General features: G+C 67.6%; 16 protein-coding genes and 2 tRNA genes. 9 read left to right on the top strand and 9 right to left on the bottom strand.

The genetic code is table 11. The annotated features are described in order from the left end of the window. Positions 1-147: 147 nt before the first annotated feature. The 5 genes from ABD736_RS11880 (at position 148) to ABD736_RS11860 (ending at position 2,473) form a co-directional block, all read left to right on the top strand. Entirely contained in the window at positions 148-459 is a 312-nt protein-coding gene (locus tag ABD736_RS11880; protein WP_344791984.1) for a hypothetical protein, read from the top strand. A gap of 117 nt (positions 460-576) precedes the next feature. Then, a complete protein-coding gene (locus ABD736_RS11875) occupies positions 577-1,032 on the top strand; it encodes a LysM peptidoglycan-binding domain-containing protein (protein WP_344791983.1) in 456 nt (151 codons plus the stop codon). Positions 1,033-1,036: 4 nt separating this feature from the next. Then, positions 1,037-1,453, top strand: a complete 417-nt coding sequence (locus ABD736_RS11870; RefSeq protein ID WP_344791982.1) for a hypothetical protein — start codon at positions 1,037-1,039, stop codon at positions 1,451-1,453. Positions 1,454-1,663: 210 nt separating this feature from the next. Next, a complete protein-coding gene (locus ABD736_RS11865; protein ID WP_344791981.1) occupies positions 1,664-1,990 on the top strand; it encodes a hypothetical protein in 327 nt (108 codons plus the stop codon). 108 nt (positions 1,991-2,098) lie between these two features. Further along, the gene (locus ABD736_RS11860) at positions 2,099-2,473 is read left to right on the top strand and encodes a hypothetical protein (RefSeq protein ID WP_344791980.1); all 375 of its coding nucleotides are present in this window, start codon (positions 2,099-2,101) and stop codon (positions 2,471-2,473) included. A gap of 91 nt (positions 2,474-2,564) precedes the next feature. Here ABD736_RS11860 and ABD736_RS11855 read toward each other — a convergent pair whose 3' ends face one another. The 7 genes from ABD736_RS11855 to serS all read right to left on the bottom strand — a co-directional run bounded on the left by ABD736_RS11855 (position 2,565) and on the right by serS (position 8,893). Beyond that, a complete protein-coding gene (locus ABD736_RS11855; RefSeq protein ID WP_344791979.1) occupies positions 2,565-3,116 on the bottom strand; it encodes a hypothetical protein in 552 nt (183 codons plus the stop codon). A gap of 494 nt (positions 3,117-3,610) precedes the next feature. Continuing rightward, positions 3,611-3,700: transfer RNA gene (locus ABD736_RS11850), tRNA-Ser, on the bottom strand. Between the two features lie 67 nt (positions 3,701-3,767). Then, complete coding sequence (locus ABD736_RS11845; protein ID WP_344791978.1) at positions 3,768-5,096, bottom strand: LCP family protein; 1,329 nt, start codon at positions 5,094-5,096, stop codon at positions 3,768-3,770. 143 nt (positions 5,097-5,239) lie between these two features. Further along, positions 5,240-5,327, bottom strand: a tRNA-Ser gene (locus ABD736_RS11840). Between the two features lie 28 nt (positions 5,328-5,355). Beyond that, positions 5,356-6,564: an LCP family protein gene (locus ABD736_RS11835; protein ID WP_344791977.1), complete on the bottom strand. Its 1,209-nt coding sequence runs from the start codon at positions 6,562-6,564 to the stop codon at positions 5,356-5,358. Positions 6,565-6,797: 233 nt separating this feature from the next. Further along, a complete protein-coding gene (locus ABD736_RS11830; protein ID WP_344791976.1) occupies positions 6,798-7,592 on the bottom strand; it encodes an HAD family hydrolase in 795 nt (264 codons plus the stop codon). Then, the gene (gene serS, locus ABD736_RS11825) at positions 7,589-8,893 is read right to left on the bottom strand and encodes a serine--tRNA ligase (RefSeq protein ID WP_344791975.1); all 1,305 of its coding nucleotides are present in this window, start codon (positions 8,891-8,893) and stop codon (positions 7,589-7,591) included. The genes ABD736_RS11830 and serS overlap by 4 nt, the downstream gene beginning before the upstream one ends. Before the next feature lie 52 nt (positions 8,894-8,945). On the opposite strand from serS, the gene ABD736_RS11820 reads away from it, so the two are divergent. Together ABD736_RS11820 and ABD736_RS11815 are read left to right on the top strand one after the other, a co-directional pair. Further along, entirely contained in the window at positions 8,946-10,004 is a 1,059-nt protein-coding gene (locus ABD736_RS11820) for a diacylglycerol/lipid kinase family protein (protein WP_344791974.1), read from the top strand. Positions 10,005-10,013: 9 nt separating this feature from the next. After that, positions 10,014-10,889 carry an SGNH/GDSL hydrolase family protein gene (locus ABD736_RS11815; protein ID WP_344791973.1) on the top strand — a complete coding sequence of 292 codons (876 nt, stop codon included), beginning with the start codon at positions 10,014-10,016 and terminating at the stop codon, positions 10,887-10,889. On the opposite strand, the gene pheA is transcribed toward ABD736_RS11815, so the two are convergent. Then, a complete protein-coding gene (gene pheA, locus ABD736_RS11810) occupies positions 10,781-11,803 on the bottom strand; it encodes a prephenate dehydratase (RefSeq protein WP_344791972.1) in 1,023 nt (340 codons plus the stop codon). The genes ABD736_RS11815 and pheA overlap by 109 nt on opposite strands. A gap of 98 nt (positions 11,804-11,901) precedes the next feature. Here pheA and ABD736_RS11805 point away from each other — a divergent pair, with 98 nt between their 5' ends. Further along, on the top strand, positions 11,902-13,410 hold the full coding sequence (locus ABD736_RS11805) for an HNH endonuclease signature motif containing protein (protein ID WP_344791971.1): 1,509 nt from the start codon (positions 11,902-11,904) through the stop codon (positions 13,408-13,410). A 116-nt stretch (positions 13,411-13,526) separates the two neighbouring features. After that, positions 13,527-15,158, top strand: a complete 1,632-nt coding sequence (pgm, locus tag ABD736_RS11800; RefSeq protein WP_344791970.1) for a phosphoglucomutase (alpha-D-glucose-1,6-bisphosphate-dependent) — start codon at positions 13,527-13,529, stop codon at positions 15,156-15,158. A gap of 221 nt (positions 15,159-15,379) precedes the next feature. On the opposite strand, the gene ABD736_RS11795 is transcribed toward pgm, so the two are convergent. Further along, positions 15,380-17,149 (bottom strand): phospholipase C, encoded by a 1,770-nt coding sequence (locus ABD736_RS11795; protein ID WP_344791969.1) that lies wholly within the window; start codon positions 17,147-17,149, stop codon positions 15,380-15,382. Positions 17,150-17,160: the final 11 nt, after the last annotated feature.

Below are 17,160 nucleotides of genomic sequence, written 5' to 3'. Positions count from 1 at the left end.
CGCGGCCTTCAGCCGTTGACGGGCGCGATCCTCGCCCTGAGCAGCGCAGCAAGCATCCTCAGCGGGCTTGCCTATGGTGCGTGGAGGGCCGCGCCGCGCCCACGCGCGATACAGCTTGCCGCTTCGCTCGTCCTAGTCGCCGGCGTCGTGACCGGAGCAGTATGGCCCGCGATTCCTGGGCTCATGGTCATGCTTCTTGTCGGCGGGACGGCGATCGCGCCGCTCATCGCCTCCAGCTCACAACTCGTGCAGGCATGCGTCGCCTCGTCGCGCATCACCGAGGCCTTCACGTGGGTGAACACGGCATCCGCGACCGGAATCGCGGCCGCGGCTGCGCTGACCGGAACGCTCGTCACCGCGCACGGCGTGTCAACCGCTACCGCTGCGGTTATCGGGCTCGTCACAATCGCTGCGGGCAGCGCCGCTGTCAACCTGGGCTCGGAATCTCCAGCACGCTGACTCAGCAACAAGGCGAGATTGTGCTGATGTAGGGCAGGAGTCGCCACACTCTCGTGCGGCTGTCTGACTCGCACTTTCGCGGGGCGCATCGCTTCTTGCGCTGAATAACCTAGACACATGTCGATGCGATCGCGAAGCATTCTCCTCGTCGGAGCGCTCGCTTTCATCTTCATCGCCGCCGCGGCGATTCTCTCCGTCGTGCATTTACGTGGAGCGGTGCCGTCGTCGAAGTCGGGTGTTGCATCGGCCTCACCATCGGAGGCACCATCCAGCGCACCGAGTTCACAGAGCATGGCCCCGCTGACCGCCCCCAGGGACGCAGGACCGCAACTGGACGCCACAGGGGACGCGAAAGCAACCACGGCGACCACATTCGCCTACACCGTGGAGCCGTCCGACACGATCTCTGCGATTGCATACCGCTTCGGACTGTGCAACGCGGACATCTACGGCGCCAACGACTGGCTCAACGGGCACGATGACCAGCTCCTGGTGGGTCAAACCCTGACGATCCAGCGCGTCGCCGCCGCACGGCACGATGCGGCCGACTGTCACACCGCCGTCTATGACTGACCCAATGCCCGCAGCGCACCCGGCCTCAACAGCGGCGCGGCAGAGCACCTCGATCCTCTACATTGCGCTGATCTTGGCGGCCACCGGGCTGGCCATGCTGCCCGCCTACCGGATCGTCGTCTTCACCATCGCCGATCAAGCCGCCGAATACAGCAAAGCTTCAGTCGCGTACGGTCCGAACGTCCCCGCCGATGTGGAGGGCGGCTCACCGCTATTCATCGTCGTGAGTCTGCTCCCGATGGTCGGCCTGTTCGCAGCAGGAATCGTCCTTGCGATTGTCGTGGCACGCCGCAGACGCGTCACGGTGCCGGCCGCGGCGATCACCATCGTGATCCTTGCGGCAGCAATTGCGGCGATCTACATCGGCGTACAGCTTGCAACGGGGCCAAATTGGCCGCCGTCAAACCTGGTGAGGCAGTGACGCGAAGCGTGGCGACAACGATTGCTCACCCAGACGTACCGCGGCGCAAGAGAAGCGTTGCCCTGGCCCGTCGCTGGCGAGCGCGGCTGCGGAACCGAGCGTGCGGGGCAACGCAGCCGCGCGGTGACGGATCGCCTAGCGGGCGTGCGGCCCAGCGTAGCGCGGCGTATCGTCCTGCAAGTGCGTGAGCGATCGGCCGATCGAGTGACAGTGCCCGATGTCGTGGGGCTGCCGTTCCATGTCGGTCGCGATGTCGCGCACGATGCGGGTGTGGTGTTGGCGAATCCGGACCCTGATGGTCCGCCCATCGGGGCGCTGGCGTGGCCGGGGCTCTTCTACATCATCTCGCAGCGCCCCGCCGCAGGGACGATCCTCTACCGGTGGGACTCCGTCGCCGTGGACGTTGTCTCTTACGGCTCGACGGATTCCGGCGCCCTAGTGATCCGCCCGGATACGCCTCCAGCCGATGTCGGCCATGCCGAGCCTGAACGTGACTTCTTCGTGGATCTCGCAGAGTCGGACGACTCGGTCAACTGAGCCGTCCGCACCCGAACGTAGGTCGGTCGGCTTCAGCACCCGCAGACTGCAATGTGCGCAAGCGCGCCGCCCGAGGACTGCAGCGTCCGCCATTGCTAGGGTCGCCGTATGATCAGCGTTGACGCCTGGCTCGTTATAGACGCTGTGCTGGACAACACGATTTCCGACATCATCCAGTCAGGCGAGTCCGACGAGGAGAACGTCGTCGACCATGCTCAGCAACTCCGCCAACGCGGCTGGGATGCGAACGCAGCGCATCCGCTTCGCGGCCACGGCCCGGTAGGGTGGCCACCCCGCGACGCAACTCTCGACCTCACCCTGAGTGAGTCCGATCTGGCGTTCATTCACGCACAAATCGACAAATCGATCCGGCTGACCCGCATCATTCTCGACTCCGAGCGCCTCACCGAAGTCGTCCGCGTGGAACAACTCAAGTCCCTCGCTGGTCTTGAAGCCGCCGCCAAGACAATGTCGCAGCGCTGAGAATCGCCGCGAGGCAGGCATCTCACTAGCCGATCGGTCAGCGTGCGGGCCCTAGCCGAGCGCTGACGAGATGCAGGTTGAAGTTCGGTCGTTATCTGGTTGCGGCGGGCACGAGCCGGGCGTACGTGTTCTGGAACGCTTCGTAGAATGAGGGGTTGGCGCCCTCGAACGCGCCCAGCCGGCCATTGTCGAGGGTCTGGCAGCCAGAAGCGTTCCACCACAAATCAACGTCGTCCGCGTGCCCGAACTGGAACGCCATGATGGTGACCTCGTCGAATAATGCGGGACAGTTGAAGTTGCCCTTCGGCTTCGCGAGGTCGATCTTGTTGATAACGGATGCCAGCTCGCGGGAGCCTTCAGCCCCTAGCTGGGTTTGTGAAGCAAGATCCCGGTTCTTGTAAGAACAGACCAGCGCGGCGGTCGGCTGTCGGGAATCCGGCAGTAGCTTCCCGGACCCGCCCGAACGATCCGGCACGTCACGCGCGGAGCCGAGGACCGCCGGGCACGACGCAGTCGCGGTGACCGAGATGGTGGGCCTCGACGGCGTGAACCACGTGCCTGGCGTGCCCGCGCATCCGCTGAGCGCAAGCGCAACCAGCGCCATCTCGATTCCGAGAACAGCTGCCACACCGCGCGACATCATGCTCAGACAGTATCGAAACCGCCACACCGCGTGATGCGCAGCGCGCCACCTGCCTGCGTACGTGTGCCCGCAAGGCGGTCCCTCATCGTGCGCTTTGGGGGCCGAGCCCGCTGCCGCGAGGCGTAAGTCTGTATCAATGCACGTTTACCCCGCACGGTGGAGATGCCCGCATTGACACCTCAACTGCAACATCGAGCCTGGTGTCTGAAGAAGAACTGATCCGCGCGACGACGCTATGCATCGTCGACGACGGTTTCCGACGAACCGTGTTAGCGGATCAGATGCGCAGGGCGCGATTTGAGGGCGCGAATGCAAGCAGTTGCGTGGGAAACGTACGCACACGTGCTCGGCGTCGATGTAAACCGCGCTGGGCTGGCACGCTCGATTCGGCCACCGTCCCGTCACAGTCCTGGGCGGCATTCCTGAGAACGGCCGAGGGCCTCAGCACGTGATCGGCAGCCCGAAAAAAGTGGGGCTGATAACAAAGAAAAGTGCGGAGACGGAGGGATTTGAACCCTCGGTCCCCAAGAAGGGGACTCCACCTTAGCAGGGTGGTGCACTCGACCGGACTATGCGACGTCTCCAATGCCCACCGGGGCGGGCATCCGTTACACCTTATCAGGCGCAACCGGCCTGATCAGCCAGCCTGCGTCACTCGCCTGGGCGGCCGGTCACGCCCTTCGTGCAGGTCTGCTGGTCGGCGGTCTGCCCCGTCGCGCCGCGCGTGAGCTGCACCTCGCCAGGCGGCGTGGTCGCTGTCGTCTCAGGCGTCGTCGGGCTGGTGGCCGGCGTCGTGGGCGCGGTGGAACCCGTGCCGCCCCCGGTGCCGCCCGACCCGCCGGCGAGAACAGTGCCGCGACCCGTCGACGCCGAGAGCACGACGGGCTGGTCCTTCTGGATCGCGTCGGCGAGCACGGACGCACCGTAGCTGTCGGGGACGACACGGTTCGCGTTCGACGGGTCGCTGACCACGGGGTACTGCACGAAGGTGATCTGCGACAGCGGGATGCTCTTGAGCGCCACCGCCATGCCGACCATCGTCTGCGTGTTCCCCAACGTGTCGGACAGGGTCATGTTCTGAGTCGCCGCTTCGGCGAGCTGATAGAGCTTGATCGGGTTGCTGAGCGTGCCCGCCGAGGTGACCGTGCGCAGCAGCGACGAGAGGAAGTTCTGCTGGTTGCTGATGCGGGCGAGGTCGCTGCCGTCGTCGACGCCGTGGCGTGAGCGCAGGAACGCGAGCGCGTCCTGGCCCTTGATCGTGCTCGTGCCTGCCGGCAGCTTGAGACCGACGTAGGGGTCGTTGATCGGCGTCGCGAGGCACACCGGCACGCCGCCGACCGCGTCAGACATCGCAGCCACTCCGTCGAAGCTGATCTCGGCCGCGTAGTTGATGTCGTCGATGTCGAGAAGCTTCTCGATCGTCAGTACCGGGCAGGTCAGGCCGCCGTACGTCAGGGACGTGTTCAGCATCTGCGCCGACATCGCGCTGTACCAGCCGCCGTTGGGGCTCGGGCAGGACGGGATCGGAATGACGAGGTCGCGCGGGAAGCTGACGACGGTGGCCGCCGTGTGCGCCGCGTTCACATGCAGCAGCATCGTCACGTCGTTGTTGCCCGCGCCGCTCGACGCCTTCAGGTCGGCTCGGTTCTGGAACTTCGCGCCTTGGCCGGTGCGCGTGTCCGTGCCGACGAGCAGCACGTTGAATTCACCGGCCAGCGCGGTCGCCTGGGGTTCGACGGCCTTCGTGACGGGCGCCGCGGTGCCCGTCTTCTGCTGGACGAGGTGCACCTGCGAGTTCTGCTGAACGTTGCGGTTGACGTCGGCGAGCGCGATGGCCGCGATGCTGAGCGAGCTGACCACGGCCACGCTGACGACGGATGCCACGAGCTTGCTCGCAAAGACGAGGGGATGCTTCGCCAGCCCGCGTGCATGCCGCAACACCGGCTTGCGCCGCGCTGCCGACCGACGTGCTTCAGGCACCTGGACCCCACAATGATCATCGCGTCGGGAAGGCGACGCTCCGTGGTCATTATGGCCCACGTCAATAGCGACTGTTCAAGGGGCTGGTCTCGAGGGCGTAACGGTCAGATCCCCCGGTCAGGGGACAGAACGCCTGGTTCGCTTGGCGGATGCGGAGGGATTTGAACCCCCGGACGATCGCTCGTCAGCGGTTTTCAAGACCGCCGCATTAGGCCGCTCTGCCACGCATCCGCGTCGAGTCTATCGAGCCGAGCTGTGACTATTTGCCGTAGGGCCGCGAGCAGGTGTAGTCGTCGGCGGACTGGCCGTGCACCTCGCTCGGCAGGGCGACGGCGCTGCTGCTCGGCGAGGCGCTCGGGGTCGAGCCTGCGGTGGGGGCAGTACTCGGCGTCGGGGTCGGCGCGGACGCGGCATCCGTCGCCGCACCGGTCGCCGCGCTCGCGCTCGTCGCATGCGACGGATCCTGCACAGATCCGATGCCAGTCGTGCCCGTCACCTGCACCGGCTCATCGTGCTGCAACGCGGTGAGGAGCGCCTGCTCGCCCGCTTCGTCGGGGGCGACCGCGCCGCCGCCGTCGACGTAGTTCGTCGGGAACTGCACGAAGACGACGTTGGCCAGGTCGGCGCCCTTGAGCGCGACAGCCATCGACGCCATGGTCTGCACGTTCGACAGCGAGGTCGACAGCTGCATGTTCGAGGCGGCGGCCTTCGCGAGCGAGTACACCTTCAGCGGGTTGCCGAGCGTGTCAGCCGACTTGATCGTGCGCACCAGCGATGACAGGAAGACCTGCTGGTTGCTGATGCGGCCGAGGTCGGAGCCGTCGCCCACGCCGTGGCGGGTACGCAGGAACGCGAGCGCCTGCTGGCCCTTGATGGTGCTGGTGCCGGCGGGCAGGTCGAGGCCGGTGTACGGATCCTTGATGGGACCCGAGAGGCAGACCGGCACACCACCGACGGCGTTCGACATGTCGACGACGCCGTCGAACTGAATCAGCGCCGCATACGGAATGGACAGCCCGGTGAGCTTCTCGACCGTTAGCGCCGTGCACGCGAGGCCGCCGTAGCTGAGCGTCACGTTGATCTTCTGCGCGCTCATCGCCGAGTAGTAGCCGCCCTTGGGGTTCGGGCACGACGGAATCGGGACGAGCATGTCGCGCGGGAAGCTGACGACGGTGACGTGCTGGTGGTCGGCCGAGACGTGCATGAGCATCGTGACGTCGTTGAGGTTCTCGCCGCGCTCGCCGTAGGCCTTGTTGCCGTCGCCGGAGTCAGAGCCCGCGAGCAGCACGTTGAACGACCCCTGCAGCGCTTCGATGCCCTGCTGCTGGGTGACCTCTTTGTGCGTGGTCGGGTCGACGAGCACGACGGCCGGCTTGGTCGAGTGCACGACGTCGCCCACCGCCATCGTCGTGAGCGAGAACGCGCTCACCCCGGCGACGACCGCGATTCCCGCGATGATCTTTCCCAATGAGGCGAACGGATGCCTGCGGCTGAGCCTGCCGTGACGCGCAATCGACTTCGGCCTGCCGGGTCGACCGTGACGCGGTCGCAACGGGGCAGCGGTCGGGTCGGTCATCACGTCCTTGGGGGTCGGCCGGGGGTGGCTGGGATCCGGGGGTCGGATCTCCACCCTTTCAGAGCAGACCTGGCAATGGACTTAGAGAGCCGCGGGCTGCCGCCGAGGATCAGCGCGCCACTCGGTCAGAGCGCCGCGAGCACGGTGGCCAGGCCGTCTTCGTCGACGGTTCCCGTGACCTCGCTGGCGGCGGCCTTCACCTCGTCGGGGGCCTGGCCCATGGCGACCGCGCGGCCGCCGATCGAGACCGCCCACTCGAACATCTCGAGATCGTTGCGGCCGTCACCCGCGACGAGGACGTCCGGCCCGGGAATCCCCAGCTCTTCACGCACGCGCGCGAGCGCCGTGCCCTTGTTGACGCCCATGGGCGCGATGTCGAGCCAGGCAGTCCAGCCGATCGAGTACGAGACCTTGTTGAGGCCCATGCCACGCACGACGTCGAGGAACTCGTCGGTGTCGAGCTCGGGTGCGACCACCACGACGCGGCTCGCCGGGAAGCCTGCGAGCTGGTCGAAGTCGACCTGCTCGGCGTTGCTGAGCTCCCAGTCGGTCATGCCCTCTGTGTAGCGGCGGAAGCCCGTGGCATCCTCGACCATGAAGCTGCCACGCGGCAGGTGAGGCCGAATCGTCTGCAGCACCTCGGTGGGGTCGAAGGTCTCGACCCATTCGCGCCGATAGCCGGTCGGCTCTGCGGCGTCGCGCTGCATGATCAGGGCGCCGTTCGAGCACACGACGTACTCGGGAGTGAGCCCGAAGTGCTCAAGGATGCCCTGCGCGGTCTCCCAGCTGCGACCCGTCGCGAGGGTGACCTCGTGGCCGGCCGCCTGCACGCGCTCGACCTGCGCGCGCACGGCGGGCGAGATCGTCTCGTCGATGCGGATCAGAGTGCCGTCGACATCGAGACCGATCAGCTTCCTCACGCCTGCGGAACCAGGGTCTCGAGTCCGCCGAGGTAGGGGCGCAGCGCCTCGGGAACCCGCACAGAGCCGTCGGCCTGCTGGTGGGTCTCGAGGATCGCGACGATCCAGCGCGTAGTCGCGAGCGTGCCGTTGAGGGTCGCGACAGGCGCCGTCTTGCCCGCCTTGGGCGCCCCGCTCGCGCTGCCTGCGCCGTCGTCTTCGCTGGGACGGTAGCGGATGCCGAGGCGCCGCGCCTGGAAGGTGGTGCAGTTCGACGTCGACGTCAGCTCGCGGTAGGCGCCCTGCGTCGGCACCCACGCCTCGACGTCGTACTTGCGGGCGGCGCTCGAGCCCAGGTCGCCGGCGGCGGTGTCGATGACGCGGTAACTCAGCTCTAGCGCCGCCATCATCTCCTCCTGCCAGGCGAGCAGCCGGGCGTGCTCAGCCTCGGCGTGCTCGGGCTTCGTGTAGACGAACATCTCGAGCTTGTTGAACTGGTGCACGCGGATGATTCCGCGGGTGTCCTTGCCGGCCGAGCCCGCCTCGCGCCGGTAGCACGTCGACCACCCGGCGTAGCGCAGCGGGCCGTTCTCGAGGTCGATGATCTCGTCGGAGTGGTAGCCGGCCAGTGCGACCTCGCTCGTGCCGGTGAGGTAGAGGTCGTCGGCCTCAAGGCGATAGATCTCGTCGGCGTGCGCGCCGAGGAATCCGGTGCCCTGCATGATCTCGGGCTTGACCAGCGTCGGCGTGATGAGCGGCGTGAAGCCGTTCGCGAGCGCCTTGTCGAGCGCCATGTTCATGATGGCGAGCTCGAGGCGGGCGCCGATGCCGCGCAGGAAGTCGAAGCGCGCACCGGAGACCTTGGCGCCGCGCGCCATGTCGATCGCGCCGAGCAGCTCGCCGAGCTCGAGGTGGTCGCGCGGCTCGAAGTCGAAGCTGGGGATCTCGCCGACGGTCTTGACGACGACGTAGTCGTCTTCGCCGCCCGCGGGTACCCCGTCGATGATGATGTTGCCGAGGCGGCGAACGGCCGCCTCGAACTGCGCTTCCGCGTCGGTGACGGCGGCCTGCGCGGCCTTCACCTTGGCCGCGAGCTCCTGCGCCTGGGCGACGAGGGCCTGCTTCTCTTCCTTCGGCGCCTTCGCGACGAGCTTCCCGTGCGCGTTCTGCTCGGCGCGCAGCGTCTCGAACTCGGCGATCGCGCTGCGGCGCTGCTGGTCGGCGGCGAGTGCCTCATCGACCGTGTCAGGGGACTCGCCCCTGGCCACCTGAGAGGCTCTGACGACGTCGGGATTCTCGCGCAGCAGAACGGGGTCGATCACGCAATCAGTCTAGGCGGCGGCCTCCTGGCGATCGGCACGGTACCGTGAGGGAATGAGCGACCCAGCGCCCGAGATCTCGCGCGCGCCCGACGGCGGCGCGGCCGGTGCCGTGCCCGGCGGCGCGCTCGTGAACACGGTCGCCGCGGTCGTCAATCCGATCAAGGGCGACGCGATGCGCGTGCGGCAGTCGATTTCGCGGTTCGCGCACTCGACGGGCGCGGGCAAGCCGCTGTGGTTCGAGACCACCGAGGATGATTTCGGGGCGGATGCCGCGCGCAAGGCGGTCGCAGCGGGGGCGCGCCTCGTGCTCGCCTCGGGCGGCGACGGCACCGTGCGCGCGGTGGCCGGGGCACTGCGCAACACCGGCGTCGCGCTCGGCATCGTGCCGAGCGGCACCGGCAACCTGCTCGCACGGAACCTGGGCCTGCCGATCGGCAACACCGAGGCCGCAGTCGAGGTGGCCTTCAGCGGCCAGGACCGCACGATCGATGTCGGCATCGCCGAGTTCACCCGCCCGGCGGACGACAGCGGCGAGATCGCAACGACCGAGCATGCGTTCACGGTGGTCGCCGGCGTCGGCGTCGACGCCGCGATGATCGCGAACACGAGTCCCTTCCTTAAGGAGCGCTTCGGCTGGATCGCCTACGTCGACGGCATCCTGCGCTCTCTCATCACCTCGAAGCCGGTGCGCGCCCGCGTGCGCATCGACGGCGAGGGGCCGCTCAATCGCACCTTCGACGTGCACTCGGTGCTCGTCGGCAATGTCGGCGGGCTGCCGGGCGGCGTCGAGCTGATCCCCGACGCGCGCATCGACGACGGCGTGCTCGACGTGGCGATCATGCACCCGCGCACGCTGTTCGGCTGGCTGTACATCGGCCGCACCCTCGTGTGGGAGAACCAGGTGCTGCGGCACACGAAGCTCGGGCGGAAGCTCATCAGGGTGCAGTCGCAGTTCTCGCCGAACGTGCTCGAGTACGCCCGGGGACCGGTCGTCGGCGTCAAGCTCGAGAAGCCGGTCGAGGCCGAGCTCGACGGCGACGAGATCGGGCTCGTGACGAAGGCCGTGTTCCGCGCGGACGCAGGCAGCCTGATCGTGCGCGTTCCCGCGTAGCCTGACTACATGCGCCGCAGCTCGAAGGCTCTTGTCGCTCTCGGTGTCACCGCCGCCGCGGCCGGCGGCGGTTATGCCTGGTACCGCTGGCTCATGCGCCGGCAGGCGACCTGGCAGCACATCCTGGCCGAGAACATCCCCGTGCACAGCGCCTATTGGCGTGCGCGGCGCGAGTTGCCCGGCGACATCCTCTACGTGGCGATCGGCGACTCGGCCGCGCAGGGCATCGGGGCGTCCAGGCCGGCCCGCAGCTACGTCGGCGTGATCGCGAAGCGGCTCGAGAAGCTGTCGCGGAAAAGCATCCGCGTCATCAATCTCGGCATCTCGGGCGCGACGCTCGGCATCGCGCTCGACAAGGAATTGCCGCGCTTCGAGCGCCTCAAGCCCGCCCTGCTCGAGAACGCGATCGTGACCGTCAGCATCGGGGCGAACGATGTCGCGGGCTGGGACTCGGCGCGCTTCGCCGCCCAGATCGACGAGCTGCTCGGCCGGGTCGCGCGGCTCGCGCCGCATGCGATCGTCGCCGATCTGCCGAGCTTCTACTTCCTGCCGGGCGAGCGAAAGGCGACAGAGGGCAACCGGATGCTTCGCGCCGCGGCCGCTCGCCACGGGCTGCGTGTCGTCGACCTGCACGAGACCATGCGGCGCGAGGGCATGCGCGGCGTGGCGACGCAGTTCGCGGGCGACCTGTTCCACCCGAACGATCGCGGCTACGACGTGTGGGCGAACGCGTTCATGGACGCGGTGGAGGACCGTCTCGAAGAGGTGCTGGAGGCTCAGGCATCCCTCGATGCTTCTGGCTCTGATTCTTCCGGCTCCTCCGGTTCCTCCGACAGCAGCCCGCGCAGCCAGTCGCGCGCCTCGACGAACACCTCGTCGGCGTAGCGCGGGTCGAACTCGGTGGGCTGGCGGTCGGCGCGCGGGTACGAGCCGAGGAAGATCACCCGCGGGGTGAAGCGATAGAGGCCGAGCAGCGCATCGGCGATGCGCTCTTCGGTGATGTGGCCCTCGAGGTCGATGATGAAGCGGTGCCGCCCCAGGGCGTCGCCGATCGGGCGCGACTCGAGCAGACTCATGCTGACGCCGCGGGTCGAGAACTGCTCGAGCAGCTCGACGAGCGCGCCGGGGGCGTCGGTCGGCAGCTCGGCGATGAGGCTCGTCTTGTCGGCGCCGGTGGCTTTGGGGATCGTCTGGTCGCGGCTCACGAGCGCGAAGCGGGTGACGGCGTTCGGGTTGTCGATGATGTTCTCGGCGAGCACCGAGAGCGCGTGGTGGTCGACGATCGTGGGCGGGGCGATGGCGGCGTCGGCGACGGATGCCTGCTCGCCGTCCTCGTTCTCGTCCAGCAGCTGCGTCGCCGCCTGCACGTTGCTGCCGGCGGGCAGGTGGGAGTGCTCTGGCAGGTTCTTGTCGAGCCAGCCGCGGCACTGCGCGTAGGCGACGGGGTGAGCGGCGATCGTTCTGACGTCTTCGAGCTTCGTGCCCGGGCGTGCGACGAGGACGAAGCCGACGGGGACGAGGTACTCCCCCACGATGCGTAGGCCGGGGATGGTCGCGAGGGCGTCCTGCGTGGCCGAGACGCCGCCGTCGATGGAGTTCTCGATCGCGATCACGGCGGCCTTCGATCGGCCCGTGACGACATCGTCGAGCGCTTCGCCCACGTTGTTGACCGCGCGCCACGGCTTTCCCTTGGCCTCCTCGACCTGCTTGAGCGCGAGCTCGGTGAAGGTGCCGGCTGGGCCGAGGTAGCTGTAGGTGTCGCTGGCGTTGCTGGTCGAGTTGCTCGCGTTGCTCGTCACGCTATGAATCTTTCCGTACACAGGCCGGGGTTAGGGAAGTTGTACACATATTCGGTTGTGCGGCTCTGAATGTCGGTGGTCGGTTCTAGTCTTGGGGCATGTCGGAAGTCATCGAGCGCGTGCGCCAGCTCCCCGGTCTCGTGGCCGGGATGCTGCCGCATGCCACCGACATCCGGCAGCTCAGCAATACCGAGCTCACCGACCTGGTCAGTGTGCTCGGCGGCGCACTCTCGGCGCTGCAGCGAAGCGCCGCCCTCGCCGCTGCAGTTATCGATGAGCGCTCGGCGCGCGAGCTCGGTGCTGAGTCGCTGGCTCGGAAGGCGGGGGTGAAGTCGGGGGCGGAGCTGGTGCAGAAGCTCACCGGCTCTTCCCTCGGGGATGCGAAGAAGGCCGTGCGGGTCGGGGTCATGCTCGAGACCGCCGCGGCGGTTTCGCCTGTTGAGTCCGGGGATGCCTCGCCCGGGCCGCGTTCCATTGGAGCGCTCGCCGCTGTCGGGGGTGACTGGGCTGCGCCTGTCGCCGTCGCCGTCAGGAACGGGTGGCTGTCCGCGGAGTGCGGCGACCGGCTGAAGACCGGGCTCGGAACACCCCGCGACGACGCCTCCACCCCCGCGTTCCGCGCCGCGGTGCTGCGCCTGATCGAAGACTGCTGGGACGGGGAGCTCACCCCCGAAGCACTCGAGCGGGCCGCGAAAGCGGTGCGCGCCAGCCTCGACAAGGACTGGGCGCAGAACAACGGGCAGCGGCTCTACGAGCAGCGGTCGCTGAAGCGCACCGTCCGCGGCGACGGCATGGTCAAGTACGACCTGCTCGTGGACCCGCTCACCGACGCGCAGCTGTGGACACCGATCTTCCGGCACCTGTCCCCGCGGCTCGGCGGGCCACGGTTCCTCACCGACGAGGAACGCGCCCGCGCTGCCGAACTTCAGCAGGACGCCCGCACCAACGAACAGCTCCTCGCCGACACCTTCACCGCCTTCCTCATCGCCGGCGTCACCACCGGCGGTGTGTTCGGCAAGTACACCCCCACGGTGAACATCGCCGTCACCACCGGCGAGCTGAAGAAGGGGATCACCGCCGACCGGGCACGACAGAACGCCTCACCAACTGCGGCCGACGGAAGCCCACCACCTGAGGCGGATCCGCCACCCGACGGCATCGCCTGGCTGGACGGCGCGCCCCACGCCGTCTCCGGGCCGCAGCTGATCGCCGCCCTGTGCGACGGATCGATCGCCGGCATCCTGCTCGACCAGACCGGGCAAGCAATCGACGCCACCAAAGCAGAGCGCACCTTCTCGGCCCGACAAAGACGCGCCATGGCCATCCGCGACGGCGGCTGCCTCATGCCCGCCTGCACCATGCCCCCGGAGGCGACCGAAGCCCACCACATCAACCCCTGGTCCGAGCACCCCGACAACCAGAAGACCGAAACCCGCGACGGCGTTCTGCTGTGCAAAGCCGACCACCTGAACCTCCACAACCACGGCGGCAGAATCCAACGCCGCGGATCGACCTACTGGCTCATCTGGCCCGGGCAAGAACCCATCCGCCTGCAACCCAAACACGCACTCATCGCACAACTGCGCACCCAAGGAGACATCGCATGAGCGCCGCGTCGTCCGCTACGCAGGCTCTACCGGGCCTCGCGCCGCCGCATTACGGGCGGTTTCGCGAGCGGCTCAACCCCTGTCGCGAGCCCCGCAGCCCCTGCCAGGATGGGGCCATGACTTCTCGTGCAGGGACGTACGCGCAGGAATCCGATCTCATCGATGACGAGGCAGTCGTCAAGGCGTATTACGAGCTCAAACCGGACGCCTCGAACCCGGCCCAGCGTGTGGTGTTCGGTACGTCCGGCCACCGCGGCAGCTCACTCGACACCGCCTTCAACGAAGACCACATCGCCGCCTGCACTCAGGCGATCGTGGAGTACCGCGAAACGCAGGGCATCACCGGCCCGCTGTTCATCGGCGCCGACACACACGTGCTCTCAGGCCCCGCCCTCACGACCGCGCTCGAGGTGCTCGTCGGCAACCAGATCGAGGTCTACACCGACGCACACGACGGCTACGTTCCGACGCCCGCCGTCAGCCACGCGATCATCAAATACAACAGGGAGCACAACGGGGCAGACGGCAAGGCCCCGCTCGCCGACGGCATCGTGGTGACGCCGTCGCACAACCCTCCGCGCGACGGCGGATTCAAGTACAACCCGCCCCACGGCGGTCCCGCAGACACCGATGCCACCAGCTGGATCGCGAACCGCGCCAACGAGCTCATTGCCGACGGTCTCAAGGGCGTCGAGCGGGCAGAACCGAGCGCGGTCGAGGGGTACGACTTCCGCGAGGAATACGTCGCCGACCTCGTCAACATCATCGATATCGAGGCGATCAAGTCTGCGGGCGTGAAGATCGGCGCAGACCCGCTCGGCGGGGCATCCGTCGCCTACTGGCAGCTCATCGGCGAGAAATACGGGCTCGACCTCACCGTCGTGAACCCGCGCGTCGACCCCAAGTGGCCGTTCATGACGCTCGACTGGGACGAGAAGATCCGCATGGATCCGTCGAGCAAGCACGTCATGGCGAGCGTGCTCGAGCACAAGGACGAGTTCCAGGTGGTCACGGGCAACGACGCCGACGCAGACCGGCACGGCATCGTCACACCCGACGGCGGGCTGCTGAACCCGAACCACTACCTCGCGGTGGCGATCCAGTACCTCTACACCCACCGCCCGCAGTGGCGAGAGGATGCCGCCATCGGGAAGACCCTCGTCTCGTCATCGATCATCGACCGGGTCGCGGAGTCCCTGGGCCGGAAGCTGTGGGAGGTGCCTGTCGGCTTCAAGTGGTTCGTGCCGGGGCTGGTCGACGGCTCGGTGGGGTTCGGCGGCGAGGAATCCGCCGGCGCATCGTTCCTGCGGAAGGACGGAACCGCGTGGACGACCGACAAAGACGGCATCCTGCTCGCGCTGCTCGCCAGCGAGATCATCGCGGTCACCGGCAAGAGTCCGTCGCAGCTCTACAGCGAGCTGACCGCGCAATTCGGCGACCCCGTCTACGAGCGCATCGACGCGGCAGCGAGCAAGGATCAGAAGGCGAAGCTCGCGAAGCTCGCGGGTGACGCGATCACCGCCACCGAGCTCGCGGGCGAGCCGATCACCGCGAAGCTCTCAGAGGCGCCGGGCAATGGGGCGGCCGTCGGCGGCGTGAAGGTGGTCACCGAGAACGCGTGGTTCGCGGCGCGCCCGTCAGGGACAGAGGACGTCTACAAGATCTACGCGGAGTCGTTCAAGGGCGCCGATCACCTCAAGCAGGTGCAGGCCGAGGCGAAGGAGATCGTCGACCGCGCCATCGCGTAGGGCACGCGGCGCAGCGCGGCGGCTCAGCGCAACCCGGCGCACGGCGCACGGCGCATGGCGCATGGCGGAAGGCGCATGGCGCATGACGCACGCGACGCGGATGCGCCCGCGACTCGAGCGCGCAGGCATGCGAAAGGGGCCCTGGGATCGCCAGGGCCCCTTCCTGTTGCGCTCTGCCCACGTAGGCCACGCGCAACTCACTCAGGCGAGTGACTCAGCTGTCACCAGGTGAACCAGCCGAAGAGTCCACCGTGACCCTTGTCACCCTTGTCATCCTTGCCGCCCTTGCCGTGGCCCTTCGAGGGCGTCCACGGCTTCGGGTGCGTCGGCGTGTTGTTGATCGGGATGATCTTCGAAACGGCACCGGTCTTGTCGTCCAGCAGAACGCCGTGGTTCTGCGGGTGCGAGAAGTTGAACAGCACCGACAGCGACGTCGCCGTCTTGTCGAAGGAACCGCCGCCGATCGAGCCCGTCTTCCAGTTCTGCTCCACGAACTTCAGGATCGAAGGCTGGCTGACGAGGGTGTGCGACACCGTGTTCGCGCTCGTGTAGGGCGAGATCACGAGCAGCGGCAGGCGCTGGCTCGGGCCACAGCGGTCCTGGTAGCCGCCGAGCGCCGGAACGCCCTTGGTGGCTGCCGTGGTGCAGATGGTGGTGTCGTTGGTGGCGCTGTTCGAGCTGTTGGTGATCTTCGGCGCGACGTGGTCGTACCAGCCGTCCGAGTCGTCGTACGAGATGACGACGGCGGTGCTCTTCCACTCCGGCGACTTCTGCAGAGCGTTGATCAGGTCGATGTCGAACGTCTGCTCGTCGAGCGGGTCGGAGTAGGCGGCGTGGCCGTCCTGGTACTCCGGGGCCTTCACGAACGAGACGGCCGGCAGGTTGCCGTTGTTCAGCGCGGCGTAGAAGTCGCTCGTGTCGTACTGGTGGTTCGCCTGGTCGGTGTGGCCGATGGCGTCCACCGATGACGGCGGCAGGTGGTGCGGGTTCGACGTCGACTTGTAGTACGCGAACGGGTTGTGGTGCGGCGAGTAGTCGACCGACGAGCCGCCGGCGACGTTCGTGTGGGTCGAGCCGCAGATCGCGTAGCCGGTCGAGCTCGCAGCAGCCGTGGTGGTCGGCTTGAAGCCGCCCTGGAACCAGCCCCAGGTCACACCCTGCTCGTTGAGCAGGTCGCCGACGTTCTTACCGGAGAGACCGCCGAGCGCGTTCGACGAGGTGTGGTTGTTGTCGGCGCAGTCGTCGTAGACCGGGTCCGGGTCGTTGATGACGGTGCCGACACCGGTGGTGGCGTCAGGGTCCACGACGGTGTAGCTGTCGGGGGTCGCCGTCTTCTTCGGGTTGGTCGTGCCCGACGTCGGGTCGTACGAGCTGATGCCGTGCGTCTGGCCCGAGATCAGGTTGAGCGCGCCGGGGGTCGACGGCCCGAAGGTGGCGTCCCAGCTGTTGTCGCTCATCGTGTAGTTCTGGGCGTAGTTCCACATACCGGTCACGGTGTTGCCGTCGTAGTAGTCCATCGCCAGACCCGGCTCACCGAACGCACCCGTGCAGGTGTCCTTTGAGACGTTCTGCACGAACTGGTCCATGGCGCCGTTGTTCAGGGCGGCCTGCTCGGGCTTGTAGTTGTGGTTCTGGTCACAGGTGACCGCCTGGGCGGGGGTCAGTCGCTGCGGGTTGTACTCGTTGGGGTTGTTGTTCAGCAGCGCCGGCGTGAGGCCGTTCACCTTCGGGGTGTTCTTCGCGGCGGTGAACTTGGTGCCGTCGGTGTTGGCGGCGTTCGGGTAGGTGCCGAAATAGTGGTCGAACGAGACGTTCTCGCCGTAGATGACCACGAGGTGCTTGATGGGGGTGGTCGTGTGCGCGGAGTTGTCCTTCACGGGCTTGGCCTCGGCGGGCGCCACCGCGAAGGCGGTCGCCACGGCGAAGCCGGCCGCGACGGCCAGTGCGCCACCGGCAATGCCGAAGCGCCGCAAACGTGCTTTCTGGAACACGGTTGACTCTT

Source organism: Gryllotalpicola daejeonensis, from assembly GCF_039538145.1.
Taxonomy (GTDB): domain Bacteria; phylum Actinomycetota; class Actinomycetes; order Actinomycetales; family Microbacteriaceae; genus Gryllotalpicola; species Gryllotalpicola daejeonensis.
The sequence above is the reverse complement of the archived record's forward strand: the minus strand, read 5'-3'. Positions and strand labels throughout refer to the sequence as shown.